We start from the raw sequence: 15,520 nt of genomic DNA, 5'->3' as shown, positions 1-15,520 counted from the left end.
AGTGTAGAGTGTTACCCATTGATTGTAAAAACAGAGCCGCCTCAGGCAGCAGAGCCGTTTCGCTACCCCAGCGCAAATATGAATGCACTGGCCGTGTTATCTACACAAGAAGATTTTCTACTTCAGAAAAGGCTAATGCTTTGGAAAAATACCAACCCTGGGCGCAGGATTCCGGTAAATTGCCTTGCAAAAAAAGATGTTGAGCTTCATTTTCAACGCCTTCAAAAACGATAATGCGTGGCATATCTTTAAACATGGCGATAAGGCCAGGAAGAATATGGCGGTTGATGGATTGCGTACCAATAGAATCCGTCAGTGATTTATCTATTTTTATTTCATCAACGTCCAGCATGGACAGCCATTTTAAATTCGAATAACCGGTACCAAAATCATCCAGCGCAAATAACACGCCATGCTCTTTATATAAACATATTGACTGCATAATATCTTCTATGCGACCACTCTGCCTTTCGGTGATTTCCAGCATGATATGTTTCCCTGCCACGCCTTCTTGTTGCAGGATATCGATAAGCCGCTGATAGAAAACCTTTGAACAGATATCTGAACAACTGACATTTATGCTTAGCGTGATATCTTTTTCTCTCAACGCGGCGCCGCACTCTTTGATAGCATGCTCAACCACATAGAGACTTATCTTATTAATCAAGCCATTTTCTTCTGCCAACGGAATGAAAATATCCGGCCCAATATTTCCCATCTGTTTATCATTCCAGCGCAACAGCACTTCCACCCCGATAATACTTTTATCCTTCACCCGATAAAGCGGTTGATAAACAAAATGCAACTCTTTATTAATGATAGCGTTTTCTAATCTGGTTAATAGTGACTGATTCTCATGCTGATTTTTACTGATTAACGCACCAATAATCAGCCCCACCAGAGAAGCCACGCAAAACAGAAAAACAAGAATATAAACGTTATTGTTGAACACAAAAGAGTGTCTGACACCAGCCACAACGCATATATCATGCCGTGGATCACATGATTTCACCGTAATAAAAAAGAGCTCATGCACTTTACCATGCTCGATGTCTTCGAGCAGCGATGTATTATTGCCTACGCGGAAAAAATGTTGCTTGTGATTGTAGTCCCCAACAACCGCATTAAAACCCCACCGAGTAGAATCTTCGCGAAAACGGGTAAAGGCGAAGGGTGACACGGTGACAGAAAAATTATTGTTATAAACGACATCAGCAGCAATGTTACTCTCAATCAGCGCATCAAAAACCCAGGTATAACTGCCTCTGTTCACTTTATTTTTGAAAACATTGAGCGATAAGGGAGCCTTATATTTTCCCCACAGCGCTGAACAGATTATTCTGCCGTCTTCAACATAGCCAATATCTTTTATCAGTGGATAAGGCCATAACCGTTCTCTTAAAGCATGCAGATAAGGATCGCTACAAGGTGTATAGACGGAAAAGTCTTCGCGCAACGCGTTAATTTCCTGCACCTGAAGAATAATATTATCGCTGCGGGAAAGTATCGACTCTGAATAATCCTCTACCTTTTCGTGGATAAAAGCATAGTAGGCGACCTGCGCAACAATATAAAAAAAAGCAAAAGATAATAATAACGCTGCTATATATATGGAAATACTTTTTTTCAGCATCTTTATCATTTTGAATACCTTTATGCAGACCACCCCGCGCTGGCGGTCTGCCTGTCATCAATCCTTTTTGCAGAAAATTATTGGCAACATCCTGGTTACTTTATCTATTTTCGACGCTGAAAAATCCTGCATGCGCCCCACTTCCTTATCGGCGCTTTTTACATTTACTTTAAAGACATCTCGGTTTTGCGTGTTATGAGCCCGCCTGGCTTCCCCCTCATTCATGGCGTTTTTCTTTATCCAGCAGCAGGCTGAACGCCGCCGGTAAAACGGTAAGCGTCACCAGCGTGGCGACGACCAATCCGCCGATAATCGCATATGCCATTGGCCCCCAGAACACCTGATGTGAAATCGGGATCATGCCCAGAATCGCAGCGCATGCTGTCAGCATAATCGGTCTGGCGCGGTGCTCAGCGGCGGCCGCAATCGCCTCGTTCGCGGCCATCCCCTGTGCCAGATTGCTGTCCACTTCGCTTATCAGGATAACCGCGTTGCGAATAATCATCCCCGCCAGCGCAATCACGCCAAGTAATGCGACAAACCCCATCGGCGTTCCGGTCGGCAACATCGCCAGCACAATGCCCGGCAAACCAAATGGTGCCATTAACACCGCCAGCAACATGCGGGAAAAACGCTGCAACTGGAGCATTAACAATACCAACATCACAATAAGCGTCACCGGTAGCACCGCGTAAACCGAGCTATTTCCCTTTGCCGATTCCGCCACCGTGCCACCCTCTTCAATCCGGTATCCGGCAGGCAACTGGGCGCGCAGTTTATCCACCGTCGGTCGCAGGCCAGCCGATACATTTTCTGCACTCACGCCGGGTGCCAGATCGGTTTGCACGGTAATAAACGGCAGCCGCTGGCGACGCCAGATAACCGGATCGCCCACCCCCCAGCCCAGGGTTGCCACTTCGTTCAGTGGGATTTTCGTACCGTTAGCGCCGGGCAACATCAGTGTCGATAACGTGCCGATATCCAGCCGCTCATGATCGTTGCCACGGAGGACCACATCCACCAGCCGATCGTTATCCCGCACCGTGGTCACGGTGCGGCCAGACCAGACAGTATTCAGCATTTGCGCAATGCTCTGCGATGAAACGCCAGCCGCCCGTGCCGCAGTCTGGTTTACCTGCAGGGTGATGGTTCTTTCCGGCTCACCGGCGGTCAAATTCACTTCGCGGGTAAGCGAAGATGCGCCAATTTCTGCCGCCAGGCGGCGCGCGAGTTGTTGTACCTGCGCATAATCTGGCCCGCTCACCCGGTATTTCACTGGCCACCCCACCGGCGGCCCTAACTCCAGCGGCGAAACGCGCGTTGTCAGGTCGGCGAACTGGCTTGCCAACACACTATTCAGTTGCTGGCGCAGGCGATCGCGCGCCGCCAGATCTTTTGCCACGACAACCAGTTGCGCCGTGTTTTCATTGTCCCGCAAAACATCCATCGGCAGATAAAAGCGTATTGTGCCGGAGCCGACATAGGTCGTGTAGTGGTCAATATCCTTGTTACCGTTCAACACTTTTTCCAGCCGCTCGACTTGCCTTTCCGTTTCCGACTGCGCGGTATTGGCGGGCAGCGACAGGCTGACCAGCAATTCGGGGCGATCCGAGGCCGGGAAAAACTCCCCCTGCATTCTGGTAGCGCCCTCGCTCGCCAGCGCCAGCGCCGCCAACGCGATGCCAATGGTCAACAAACGGTGGCGCAGCACACGTGCCAGCAGAGCCTGATACGCACGCGCCACGCGTCCGCTGCCTTTGTTGTGCCCTTCTATTCTGGCGGGAAGTAGCCAGGCGCCAGTCAATGGCGAGAACAGGATCGCCACCACCCACGAGCAAAGTAGCGCTATCAGCACCACGGCAAACAGCGAAAAACAGTATTCGCCGGCGCTGGACGCGGCAAAGCCGACGGGAATGAAACCGGCGATCATCACCAGCGTCCCGGTGAGCATCGGAAACGCGGTGGTTTTAAAAGCATAGGTGGCGGCACTTTTGCGCGATTCACCGGCTTCCAGCCTGGCGACCATGGTCTCTACGGTAATCATGGCGTCATCGACCAGCAGGCCAAGCGCAATGATCAGTGCGCCCAGTGAAATACGTTGTAAGCCAATGCCGGCCAGCATCATTCCCGCGAAGGTCATCGCCAGCACCAGCGGTATGGCGGCGGCCACCACCAGCCCAGCCCGCATTCCCAGCGAGACAAAAGAAACGGCAAGGACAATCAGTACCGCTTCGACAAGCACCCGGACAAAGCCGCTAACTGCATCGCTCACGACAACAGACTGATCGGCAACTTTTGTCATCTCAATGCCATGCGGCAGTTGTGCTTTAAACTCCGCCATTCTGGTGTTCAGCACCTGGCCGAAACGCAGCATATTGCCCGTGGATGCCATTGAAATTGCCAGCCCAATCGCGGGCTGACCGTTGACACGAAACACCGGCGCTGGCGGCTCGGCAAGCTGGCGGCTCACGGTGGCAATATCGCTTAAAGGGATATAGCGATCGTTAATATGCAAAGTAACCGCCCGCAGGCTCTCTTCCGTGGTCAGCGCGCCGCTGACCCGCAGCGCAACGTTATCCTGCCCGGTACGAATAATACCGGCTGGCTCGACGGCATTTTGCGCACTGAGCGCATCACTCACCTGCTGGATATCGAGCCCCATTCCGGCCAGTTGCCGGGGAGAAAAAGCAATGACAATCTGTTCTTGCTGTTCACCCAGCAGGGTAATTTTGCCGATATCGTGCACTGACATCAGGTCGCGGCGAATCTCTTCTACCCGATCGCGCAGTTCACGCGCAGTGTAGCCATCCGCCGTGAAGCCATAAATCGTGCCGAACGTATCATCAAATTCATCATTCACTGCGGGTCCTTGCACGCCCTGCGGCAGTGAAGGCGCAATGTCCTGCATCTTTTTGCGCACCTGATACCAGATGTCCGGCACTTGCCGTGGCGGGGTGTCATCTCGCAGATTCACATAGATAACGGCGCTGCCTGCCCGGCTTTCGCTTTCGATGTAATCCAGCCACGGGATCTCCTGCAGTTTTTTCTCCAACACATCGGTGACCAGCCGGGTAGTGTCGGCAACCGTCGCACCTGGCCACTGCGCGGAAACAACCGCCGTTTTGATGGTAAACGCCGGATCTTCATTGCGCGGCAGGTTTTCATAACAGAGGATGCCGGTGGCGATAATCAGCATCATAAAAAAGCTCACCAGTTGCTGGTGTTCAAGCGCCCAGGCCGAGAGGTTAAAGCGCGGTTTGGTTTCAACAGAGCTCATGGCTGCAGCTCTCCTGGGATCACTTTTTCACCGGCGCGCAGTTTACTTACGCCCGCAGTGATGACCCTGTCACCGGCACTGATGCCGCTTGCAATCACCGCAGAAGATGCCGTGTAGCCCGCAAGCGTGACCGTACGAATCTGCGCCTGCGACTGTTTGTCGATAACAAAGACCGCCGGCTGATCACCGACGCGGCTCAACGCAGAGGCAGGCACGACAAAACCGGGCGACATTGATACCGGCATGTTAACGGTGGCGCTGGCTCCCAGCGCCATCGCCGCCGGAGGGGCCTGCAGCGTTACCCTGACCTGCCATGTACGCGTTTGCGGATCGGCCTGCGGGCTGATATCCCGCAATATACCGGTGGTTTTCTGCGTTGGGTCGGACAGCAGCGCGACCGAAAATGGCGGCGATTTTGTTGACTGTACGGGCAGTAATTGGGGATCGGCGATAGCAAAAACCACATCGCGCGCGTCGCTGGTCGCCAGCGTGAAGATGCTTTCCCCGGCGCTGACCACTTGCCCCGCCGAGGCGCTAACGCGGGTGATAACCCCATCGGCAGGCGCGGTCAGTTGTGTCCAGGCCAGATTATCCTGCGCATTGCGTACCGCCGCAGCGCTGCTTTTAAGACGCGATGCGGCTGACTGCCAGTCGGCACGCGCACTATCAAGCTGCGTGCGGGCAATCGCGCCAGAGGGCATCAGTTTCTGCATCCGGTTCAGATTCAGCGCGGCAAGCTGTTCAGCGGCGCGGGCGCTTTCCATATCGGCGGTGGCGCTGGCCAGTTGGTTCTTGCCAGTCTCACTTTCCAGCGTGGCGAGCACCTGCCCGGCATGTACGCGCGCCCCGATATCCACCTGCCGGCTGACTATGCGGCCATCCAGCCGAAAAGCCAGCACCGTTTCATCATGGGCGCGGATCTCGCCGGTTCGTACTGTCCCCGGGTTTGCCGAAGCCGCCGCGGCAACCTGATAACGTACAGGTCTGGGCGGCGCGGCGTTGTCTGTTTTTTTTTCGCCGCACCCCGTCAACAACAAAATGATCGCCGCCATAACCAGCAACGGAAGCAGAGCGAGGAAGGATAAAGCGCGAGCCGTATTAAAAAGATGGTGCAGGCTCTGACGAAAATAATCGGTGAATTGTTCTGACATAACGCCACTCCGGATCGGTAATGGCGCCATTTAACGTGGCGTGCGTCGAGAATCACTCCACGTTTCGTCAAGAATTCATCAAGAGTGCAATTTTTTTTCGCCGCGGCCGTCCACAGGAAGCGTGATGCTGATTCGCAACCCGCCTTTTTCGGGGAGCGACGCGCTGATACTACCGCCGTGAGCGACGCATATCGCCCGTGCGATAGAAAGCCCCAGCCCGCTGCCGCCGGAATGCCTGGCGCGTGAGGTTTCCGCGCGGGTAAAGCGATCGAACATGATCGGTAGAAAATCGTTTTCCACGCCCGGTCCGTCATCCTCAAAATCGATCTGCCACGCGTTACCCTGCTTACTAAGATCGATCGCAAGCTGACCGCCCCGCCGACCATAGCGCAGCGCATTTTCCATCAGCACGGTAAAGACCTGCCCCAGCCGGAACGCATCGCCGGTAAACAGCGAAGATGAACGGGAGGTCACCGCCATGGTAATTCCTGCGGCATCAGCTTGCGGTTTCATCCAGGTGACCTGCTCGGCTAACAGATCTTCCAGAGACACAGGTTGAAGATTAAGCGTCAGTTGACCAGCATCAGCCAGCGAGAGCAGATGCAGTTCATCCGTAAGGCGGCTCAGGTGTTGCAGCTGTTTCATTACCATCCCCAGTTGTTGCTGGCTGGGTTCGAAGACGCCATCAAGCATCCCTTGCAAACGACCAATAGCGGCCGTAAGCGGTGAGCGCAGCTCATGTGCCATCGCAACGTGCGACGCGCGCAACTCCCGGTCGTATCGCGCCAGCTGGCGGGTCATGTCGTTAAAATCGCTGACAAAACGCACCACTTCGGCGGGCGCATCTTTTACCAGATCCGCCTGGCGACCAAATTCGCCTTGCGTCACTTCATCGGCCGCCTCACGCAAATGGCTGAACTGTAAAGAGAGTGGCCGGGCGTAACGTAGCCCCATAATCACAATAAAGGGGATCATCACCAGTACCAGCACGCCAACCATGATCCAGTCGGCCGAGGCGATGGACGGCTTCGAATAGCTTATCCCCCACCATTTATCAACGATCTCATGGAAACGCACCGGGTTCGCCTGCGGATTGTCAAGCAGGGCAAGGTACTCCGCCTTCACCGCAGACGGCATATCATGCAAAACCCAGTAGTTTTGCACGGCACAACGCAGCCACATGCACAGGGCAATGACAATGACAGCGCCGATAGCCAGCGCGATGATGCGCGCACAAATCCAGCGCCACAGCGATTGATGAGCAGGATTTTTCATGGTTGGCGGAACCTGTACCCAATACCGCGCACATTCGCTAAAACGCCCGTAACGCCCGCGTTTTCCAGCTTTTTGCGCAAGTTATAGACGTGCGTATCGACCACGCGCTCCAGCGCTTCGCTCTCCGGCAAACAGTGCTCCAGCAAGTGCTGGCGGGAAAACGGCAAGGTCGGGTGGCGCATCAGTGTTATCAGAATAGAAAACTCGGTTGGCGTCAGTTCCAGGCTGCGCACACCGTTTTCAGCCTGCGTTACCATTGCCGTGATGGCGACGGTATCCACCTCCAGCGTTTGCCAGCGGAGCACCTCTTCTTGCACGGCCGTTCGTTTGCTGCGCCGCAGCACCGCCTGCACACGCGCCACCACTTCGCCAGGGTGATACGGTTTCACCACATAATCATCGGCTCCGTATCGCAATGCCCCTATGCGCTCAGAGGTATCCCCCATGGCGGTGACCATGATCACCGGCACATCATTAATGCGTCGTAGCGCCGCCAGCACCTCGGTGCCATTCATGCCCGGCAACATGATATCCAGTAAGATCAGATCGGGTTTCCAGCGCTGCGCCATTTCCAGCCCAGTCAGACCATCTCCGGCCAGCGAAACGTCATAGTTTTCACGTCGCAGATAGGCTTCCAGTACGCTGGCCGCGTCGGCATCATCTTCAATCACAAGCACTCTACGGGATATCATTTGCTTACCTTGACCATTTCTTAATAATTCCCTGACCGTTTATTGATATGACCTGTCTATATTCCTTGTCAGGACATGGCGAACCTTCGCCGCAGCATACTACTCCACCCAGCGAGATGTGATGATGATAATGAGAAAAACCGTGTTGTATAGCGCCTGTCCACTGCTGGCCCTGTTTGCCTCCACGGCCAGGGCCGACGACACCCCTGCCGTGCAAAACGGGGTGACAGTGGGTATTGGCGGGCAATATGCCCCGCGCTACAGCGGTTCAGACAAGCAACGTGTGCAGGTGGTTCCGCTGATTCAGGCTCGCGATAATGCGCTCTTTTTTGATTCGCAAAAAGGGCTGGGTTATGACCTGCAAACCGACAATGGTTTTTATCTGGAACATACGTTGGGCTATGCGTTAGGCCGCGCCGATCGTGATTCTGGCTGGCGGGACGGTGCCGAAAACTTAAAAGGCATGGGCAATATTGATGCCACGATGAATACCGCGCTGGCGGTTGGCTGGCAAGCCACGGACTGGCTGACACTGGAAAGCAAAGCCACCCTGCCACTTACCGACAGCCAGGGTGTGCAGTATCAAGTGTCGCTCACCTTGCTGCCGGTGCAAACCACCCGCGATACGCTGGCTTTTCAGTCTGCCGCGCTGTTTGGCGATAGCCGATATATGAATACGTTTTACGGTGTCAGCCAAAAGCAAAGCCTGCGTTCCGGCTATGCGCGCTACCACGCAGACCAGGGATTTTACGGGATCGATAATAGCCTGACGTGGAGCCATCAATTTGATGCCCACTGGGGAACATTGCTGAGCGCCAATTACACCTGGCTGGACGATCACGCGGCAGACAGCCCAATTGTACTGCGTCGTAACGAAGGCTCGGCGGTGATTGCCATTACGTATACTTTCTAAAAGGTGCGGGGGCACATGGATAAAAGCGATTATCAATTTCTGGCAAAAATAGGATTTGCCTGCGGTGTCGTTTACCTGGCGGCTTATCTGACCTGTATCAGCAACTGACCGTAAAAATGCTGCTGCAGTAGCCATAATGAATGCCGCGCTGAACACAGGACACCGTGCGGCATTCAAAAAGCGGCGATATCTGTCTGGTTTGATGCATTTCTTATGCAATAATTCTGAAGTATTTAATTAGGTGATTATTTGTTTTAAGCAATAAATATTCCTCTATAGATCGGTGCGTTACGTTCTATTGCCACCATACATTTCATTTACGCTATTCCTGCTCTCCATGATCTTTCTTTAATTTACGTTAACAATTTCACTTTCTTTCAAAAAAATTGTTGCATCAAATTTATACAATATATCAACGATCGATCACACAACAATTGATAGATATAAACTATCTATTTTCATTTTTATTAAGATTTTAACGATCGATCACTAATCTATACATTGTCATGGCCGATAAAACGTAGATGCCGACCGCTATAGCGGCCAGGCATGCAGATAAAATTCACTAAGGAAAGACCATGGAAAATACAACAACGATTAGCAAGCCAAATGGTATAAGTATCAGAAATAAGATAATGCTATCTTTCGGGATATTATTATTGTTATTACTTTTTATTGCCGGAAACGCGATTTACCGGCTTGATGAAGCGAAGAATAAAATATCCAAGATCGTCACCGAAGATTACCCTACCACCGCGCTGGGTAATAATTTAATCCGCGATGTTAATGGCTCAACGACGCTGTTTCTTAATGCGATCATTGAAAAAGATGCAGCTAAAAAGGCACAGTTGATTACAGACCTTGCAGCCAAGTCTCAACAAATAAGCGAACTGTATAAGCAACTGAATCAACAAGCCGATGATAAAGCGTCTCAGGCTCTGTTAGAAAAAATCACCGCCGCGCGCAGCCTGTATATTCAGTCTCGCAGCAAAGTCATTGGCAATATTCAAACCAACCCTGATGCAGCCATCACGGAATATTCAATTAATACACGTAATTATGAAAGCCAGTATATAGAGAAGATTAATAATTTTATCAGCCTGCAACGGGATGAAATGCAAACGTCATATAGCGATTTCTTGCATGATTACAACCTGAGCAGAATGGTGATGATCATTATTACTCTGATCTGTTTTATATTCGGCATTATCATGGCAATCATTATTTCACGCGCCATTGTTGGCCCTATCAAGCATGCCGTTGATGCGGCAATCAGAATTGCGAAAGGCGATCTGGGTACCGAGATAAAAGTCACCTCAAAAGACGAAACGGGGCTACTGACAGGCGCAATCGGCCACATGCAGGAAGAGCTGAAAAAAATTGTGCTGGAGATCCGCAGCGGCGCGGAAAATATCGCTACTGGCGCATCGCAGATCATGGCCGGAACGCGCGATTTATCTGCCCGAACGGAAGAGCAAGCCAGTTCCATTGAGCAAACCGCTGCCTCCATGGAGCAAATATCTTCAACGGTTAAGAATACGGGTGATAATACGGCAAATGCGTCGCAGCTTTCTGCAAGAGCAAGTGATGCGGCGAAAGATAACGGTAAATTAATGACCTCGCTGACCCAGGAAATCCACAATATCAGCAGCTCGGCGGACAAAATGTCTGACATCATTAATTTGATTGACTCTATCGCCTTCCAGACCAATATCCTGGCGCTTAACGCCGCGGTTGAAGCGGCACGCGCGGGTGAACACGGCAAAGGGTTTGCCGTGGTGGCACAGGAAGTTCGCAATCTGGCGCAGAAAACGGCGAACTCGTCGAAAGATATTCGTGCGCTGATTGAAAACTCAACGCAGCAGAGCGTGCGCGGTCTGGAAATGGTGCGTCAGGTGAACGGTAGAATGGACGAAATGGTCGAGAACGTGGATAACGTCTCCAGCATTCTGAAAGAGATCGAACAAGCGAGCCTCGAACAGAGTGATGGCGTACAGCAAATCAACATTGCGATCGGTCAGATTGATACCACTACCCAGCAAAATGCGGCGCTGGTTGAAGAGTCGGTTGCCGCGTCTGAAATGCTCAACGAGCAAGCCAGAGTAATGAAAGATTTGGTGAGTGTTTTCAGGGTTCCGGCGAGTGCCTGATCTGTTTCCATAACCTTGTGTCCGCTACCCCTCAGCCAGAAAGCGACTGGCTGAGGGATAAAACACGAAAAACCTAACCGTGGAAGAGAGAAAAACAGGCACCCTGACTCACGCCCAGGCGTAAAAACGGATTCGCCGAACAGCCCCCAACTCAGGCGCGATGACAATCTGCTATCCCCCTATTTAATGTAATAATTGCGAACTGATTGGCGCTTTATATCGCTGCATATAAAGTTTTACCTCATCAATAAATTCACGCTCTGAGATCGTGCTGGCATTAATTTTTTTGGCAATTTCCTGTGAGAAGTCAATAAAACCTCTCACATCGTTTTCATGCCCCACCAGCGCGGCTCTGCCTATATTTTCAAGGGAAAGTTTGAGATTCCATCCTTTATCATTTTTCACTTTTCTTTTTACCGTATTTTTTAAAAAATTCGTCGCCATTGCCTCGGCACTGGCTAATGGCATTTCTATCCCCTCCAATAGAATCATCTCTGGTTTCTTCGGCGCGATATCGGCGGCCTCATCAACAGCGTTGAGCATATTGTCCGACACGGAATGAAGTGCCGCCGCACTTTTTATATGCGCCTCCTGGGCGACGTCAGCAGGTTCTTTAAAATCGCTATGTTTAATTTTTTCTATTGCTTCCTTTTTTTGCTCTTCGGTAAAGACTCTACGCACTCTTTTACGGCGGGTATTGCTGGCCATTGCTGTCAGGCTACTTTCCGTTACGTCATCTGCCTGAGTCAGCGCTTCACTCGTCGAAATTGCCGAAATATCCGCAGCGCTCTCTTCCACCGGAGAAGCGATGAGCGGTGTGGGTTCACTCTTCTCAGAGGGATTTAAGCGCAGTGCTTCCAGCGCCTGGCTCATTTCTTCAGGGCTAAATACTCTGCGTCGTCTGTCGTTTCTTTTACTGTTCTTTATCCCCGTATCGCCAGACATGGACGCTGACGGGCTGGATCCTTGCTCTTCGCCATCCAGCGCTTTCGTCGGCATTAATCCGTCTTTATCACTCAGTGTTACAGGATTATTCCTGACCATTCTGTAGAGATTTAGCCCATCAAGCGTTCCTGCCCGGTCACTGGATAGCCACCGCCCCGCCCACGGCTGGTAGTAGCGGAACCCATAGTAATACAGCCCGGTTGCGTCACGCTCTTTGCCGGAGTACCTAATGGTTTTGTAATTTACTTCGGCCTGGCTGCGCGCCGTCAGGAGAGCCGTTCCACCGTACGGATAGAACTCTTCCATGCTGATGATTTCGCCCTCTCCGCTCAGCTCAAGCTGGCTGCTGCCGACCAGGTTATCGTAGCTGTAGCGTGTCTGGTCGTTCGCGATGTCTGCGGGTTTGCCGCTCTCCCAGTGCAGCACACGCACCTGCGCCCGTCCGGCTTCGCCGACGATAATCACCTGCAGGCTTTCTTCTGCATCGCCGTTTGTGGTACTTCGCAGCTCCAGCCCCGGCAGGTAAACCACTCGCTGCATCTGCGTACTGCCGCTGGTCTTCTGTATGCCGACTTTCAGGATCCGCTGGCTGCCGCCGTCATAGCGGTAGCTTTCCTGATCGTCTGCGCTGTCGTCACGCGTCACCGGGCTCACCTTCTGCAACTCGTTACGCGACGTCCAGACCAGCGGCTGCCCCGCCAGCAGCTGTTTTTGTTGTCCACCAGCCGTGAACAAGGCATCCACATCAGACGGAGTAGTGGTCAGGGTGCTTAGTACTCCCCGGTTACTGCGATCGCTGACGGTAATATCGGTTGTGTAACTGTGGTTCGTTGCGGGTGCGCTGTGGCGTATTTGCGTCAGATTACCGCCATTATCATAGCGATAGGTACGGATAAAACGGGTATATGCTGAGCTGTCTGTCGGAAGGGGAACAATGAAGGACGGTAAGTTGCTGCCCTGCTGATCGGCATTTGCCATCTCGCGTCCGGTGGCGCTAATCAGCTGATACAGGCTATCGTAGCTGTAGGTATTTTCAGGCACGACTTTCTGATTGCGCCAGAAACGGGTCTCTTCCGCATCGTTGCTGATGCTGAGCACGTTGCCCACGGGATCATATTCATAACGCAGATCCTGCAACACTTTCGCACCGGAAACGTGTCCCTCCGGGCGCGCCGTTTTTATTCCAGCCAGGCGCTGTGTCTCCGGTTCATAAAGGTATGTCGTCACCACGCCGTTACCATGTTCCTCACGCCACTTTTGACCCGCCGCGGAGTACGTCAGAGACTTCACGATAATTTGCTCTGTGCCGCCTTTCACTGTCAGCCAACTGCAGGACATCATTCCAGCCACATCGTACGCCATACGTTGCTGGTGACCCGCTGCGTCGGTGGTCGACAAAACTGCCCCGGTGGCATCGGAGGTTGTCAGAGTGATATAGGTTTCCGCCTCCAGCAAGTCGTTCCATGCGGAAGCATCCTGCCCTTGCCAGTTGACCTCCGTGTTCGGGTCGTCCGCATCTTTCAGCAGACGGCGGGTAACAGAGAGAAGCACGCCCGTCAGAGCAACGCTGTCCTGCTGTATCAGACCTGCGGTGTCGTAATAGCTAACACGCAGTCCGGCAAGGTTCTGCGCCTTCTCTGCATCGCTGTTACCGGCATAGACAAAGCGCTCTGCAATGCGGGCAGCTTCGCTGTTGACCTGCTCGGTGATACTTATCGGGCGGCCAGGCAACGAAGCGTCCTCGTACTGCCAGGTGCGGGTTACGGCCTGGTTTCTGTTCTCTGTACCATCGTCAGCGGTGTCAATATTGCTGACTGTCATAAACGGTCGACCCGCAGCATCGTTCAGCGCCACGGACGTTCCGTTATCAACGCCCTGTACACGCAGGACGTTTCCGGTCAGGCCAGTCAGGTAGCTGAAGTTTGCAAGGCCAGTATCGTGCAGGCGCGGGTCAGCGCTCTGCAGCAGGAAACCACGGACATTGTACTGGTGGTGGGTAATACGCTCACGGGTAGTGTCCGGCGAGTCGGGATGGCGATGATACGAGAATTCACGCACGGTCAGGCCACGGTTGTCGAGAACCGTGGCCGTCGGGGTTTTGCTGAATAAAGATGTGCTCATAGGAGTCTCCTGGGGATGGTGTGCAGCCCGTCAGGCTACACAGAGATCATAGGAGACTTGCACTGGAGTGGGTACTTTCAGGGCTGGCTATAAGACAAACAGCTAATCCTCAAAACCGTTACGGTTTCCAGTGACACTCCAGGCCGCAAACCGTCTGGATGAAGCTGCACAGGGCTTGCGCGCCTTCAGCAATAGTTGGAAAGGTGGCCGAATGGTATATACCCTCGCCATCTGCGCCAAACAGATGCTGATATTCCGGCTTAACATCGATGGAAGTGAATCGCCTTAACGTCTCGCGATTGCAACGAATGCGGTAACCATTTTTAAAGCGTTGTAGCATATGCACACCGGTAGTGGTATTACCGGTACTTCTGGCAATATTTAACATCTAAGTATCTCCTCAATACGCGAAAAATAGTAACCCCCACATGACCGAACTTATGATGCTGTGCTATTTCCCTGTATTTTTTGGCAGCAAGTAATCCGGTGTTGTTCGCCGGGTTATTAAGCCAGTGGTTTTAAAATGATATTGATAAGGGCCATCAATATAGAACGGCAACTCAATGATAGCCTTGTGGCTACTGCGCACATCCAGATAAGCAAACAGCTGGTAAATAGTCAGATCAGGGCAGAAAGCACGATTGTCATCACTGCATATCGTACCGTCATAGCGACTGATTCCATCGTCGTCATATTTCGCCGCGATTTCACCGCCTTCTACAGGGAGAGTTAATTGACCCTCTGAAACGTAATACATAATTTTCGGGTCGCTAATCACGCCTGCTTTCTCCTTCTGCATCACCAGAATCGTCGCCTTTGCTTGTTTATAGGGAGACGAAAGCTTTGCGACATCCTCAGACTCCAGCGTATACAGATACGTTTTTTCGCCCCGCATTTCGTCGCTATCTTCTGATACTTTCCATTTACCCGGCATCGCTGTCTCAAGGTAGGCATTTGCGAGCTCATAGTAGGCATTAACCCTGCTATCCGTTTCCTTTATATCTACGCCAGGCTGCATAACATTTTCAAAAGCAGCCAGCAATGGCGCGCTTTTTAATTTGACGACAGGTTCCGACGTACTGGCATCCAGTTTCTTGAGTTCAGGGAGATATTTAGCCCGATATGTATCACGATAAATTGATACGCACTTAGCGTCTTTGGCTACCGCCATTTCATAGTTTTCTAATGCCGTTTTCGTCAGGATCATAAGCTGCTGACTATCGCGAATTTCAACACTATCCACGTCCATCGCTGCCGGACATTTATTTGCTGCGGTTTTAGGTGCTGCACTCGCGTTAAAGCTGGTGCAGGCCGCAAGCAGCATGGCCGATGCGTAGGTTATTTTTTTGATCATGACTCATTC

At 52.1% G+C, this 15,520-nt stretch carries 10 protein-coding genes; 2 read left to right on the top strand and 8 right to left on the bottom strand.

Annotated elements, in window-relative coordinates:
* Nucleotides 1–100: 100 nt before the first annotated feature.
* From E0L21_RS19415 to E0L21_RS19395, 5 genes are all read right to left on the bottom strand, one after another.
* The gene (locus E0L21_RS19415; RefSeq protein WP_131412357.1) at nt 101–1,642 is read right to left on the bottom strand and encodes an EAL domain-containing protein; all 1,542 of its coding nucleotides are present in this window, start codon (nt 1,640–1,642) and stop codon (nt 101–103) included.
* Nucleotides 1,643–1,850: 208 nt separating this feature from the next.
* Complete coding sequence (locus tag E0L21_RS19410) at nt 1,851–4,910, bottom strand: efflux RND transporter permease subunit (RefSeq protein ID WP_131412355.1); 3,060 nt, start codon at nt 4,908–4,910, stop codon at nt 1,851–1,853.
* Nucleotides 4,907–6,061, bottom strand: coding sequence for an efflux RND transporter periplasmic adaptor subunit (locus E0L21_RS19405; RefSeq protein WP_131412353.1), 1,155 nt, complete (start codon nt 6,059–6,061; stop codon nt 4,907–4,909). The genes E0L21_RS19410 and E0L21_RS19405 overlap by 4 nt, the downstream gene beginning before the upstream one ends.
* Nucleotides 6,062–6,139: 78 nt before the next feature.
* On the bottom strand, nt 6,140–7,336 hold the full coding sequence (locus E0L21_RS19400) for a sensor histidine kinase (RefSeq protein WP_131412351.1): 1,197 nt from the start codon (nt 7,334–7,336) through the stop codon (nt 6,140–6,142).
* The gene (locus E0L21_RS19395; protein ID WP_131412349.1) at nt 7,333–8,028 is read right to left on the bottom strand and encodes a response regulator; all 696 of its coding nucleotides are present in this window, start codon (nt 8,026–8,028) and stop codon (nt 7,333–7,335) included. The genes E0L21_RS19400 and E0L21_RS19395 overlap by 4 nt, the downstream gene beginning before the upstream one ends.
* 124 nt (nt 8,029–8,152) lie before the next feature.
* Between E0L21_RS19395 and E0L21_RS19390 the strand changes: the two genes are divergently transcribed.
* Together E0L21_RS19390 and E0L21_RS19385 are read left to right on the top strand one after the other, a co-directional pair.
* Nucleotides 8,153–8,941, top strand: a complete 789-nt coding sequence (locus tag E0L21_RS19390; RefSeq protein ID WP_165501933.1) for a MipA/OmpV family protein — start codon at nt 8,153–8,155, stop codon at nt 8,939–8,941.
* A gap of 578 nt (nt 8,942–9,519) precedes the next feature.
* A complete protein-coding gene (locus E0L21_RS19385; protein WP_131412347.1) occupies nt 9,520–11,091 on the top strand; it encodes a methyl-accepting chemotaxis protein in 1,572 nt (523 codons plus the stop codon).
* A gap of 183 nt (nt 11,092–11,274) precedes the next feature.
* On the opposite strand, the gene E0L21_RS19380 is transcribed toward E0L21_RS19385, so the two are convergent.
* The 3 genes from E0L21_RS19380 to E0L21_RS19370 form a co-directional block, all read right to left on the bottom strand.
* Nucleotides 11,275–14,157 carry an RHS repeat domain-containing protein gene (locus E0L21_RS19380; protein ID WP_131412345.1) on the bottom strand — a complete coding sequence of 961 codons (2,883 nt, stop codon included), beginning with the start codon at nt 14,155–14,157 and terminating at the stop codon, nt 11,275–11,277.
* A gap of 118 nt (nt 14,158–14,275) precedes the next feature.
* Complete coding sequence (locus tag E0L21_RS19375) at nt 14,276–14,545, bottom strand: hypothetical protein (protein WP_017456654.1); 270 nt, start codon at nt 14,543–14,545, stop codon at nt 14,276–14,278.
* 63 nt (nt 14,546–14,608) lie between these two features.
* Nucleotides 14,609–15,511, bottom strand: a complete 903-nt coding sequence (locus E0L21_RS19370) for a hypothetical protein (protein WP_131412343.1) — start codon at nt 15,509–15,511, stop codon at nt 14,609–14,611.
* Nucleotides 15,512–15,520 lie beyond the last annotated feature (9 nt).

Source organism: Kosakonia quasisacchari, from assembly GCF_004331415.1.
Lineage (GTDB): Bacteria > Pseudomonadota > Gammaproteobacteria > Enterobacterales > Enterobacteriaceae > Kosakonia > Kosakonia quasisacchari.
Note: the sequence above shows the minus strand (reverse complement) of the source record. Positions and strands in the feature narration are given on the sequence as shown.

What these genes read in the sequence shown, in the direction of transcription:
- E0L21_RS19375 (WP_017456654.1), bottom strand. Translation starts at nt 14,545, where the DNA reads ATGTTAAATATTGCCAGAAGTACCGGTAATACCACTACCGGTGTGCAT.
- E0L21_RS19390 (WP_165501933.1), top strand. Translation starts at nt 8,153, where the DNA reads ATGATAATGAGAAAAACCGTGTTGTATAGCGCCTGTCCACTGCTGGCC.
- E0L21_RS19405 (WP_131412353.1), bottom strand. Translation starts at nt 6,061, where the DNA reads ATGTCAGAACAATTCACCGATTATTTTCGTCAGAGCCTGCACCATCTT.
- E0L21_RS19400 (WP_131412351.1), bottom strand. Translation starts at nt 7,336, where the DNA reads ATGAAAAATCCTGCTCATCAATCGCTGTGGCGCTGGATTTGTGCGCGC.
- E0L21_RS19395 (WP_131412349.1), bottom strand. Translation starts at nt 8,028, where the DNA reads ATGATATCCCGTAGAGTGCTTGTGATTGAAGATGATGCCGACGCGGCC.
- E0L21_RS19415 (WP_131412357.1), bottom strand. Translation starts at nt 1,642, where the DNA reads ATGATAAAGATGCTGAAAAAAAGTATTTCCATATATATAGCAGCGTTA.
- E0L21_RS19380 (WP_131412345.1), bottom strand. Translation starts at nt 14,157, where the DNA reads ATGAGCACATCTTTATTCAGCAAAACCCCGACGGCCACGGTTCTCGAC.
- E0L21_RS19385 (WP_131412347.1), top strand. Translation starts at nt 9,520, where the DNA reads ATGGAAAATACAACAACGATTAGCAAGCCAAATGGTATAAGTATCAGA.
- E0L21_RS19370 (WP_131412343.1), bottom strand. Translation starts at nt 15,511, where the DNA reads ATGATCAAAAAAATAACCTACGCATCGGCCATGCTGCTTGCGGCCTGC.
- E0L21_RS19410 (WP_131412355.1), bottom strand. Translation starts at nt 4,910, where the DNA reads ATGAGCTCTGTTGAAACCAAACCGCGCTTTAACCTCTCGGCCTGGGCG.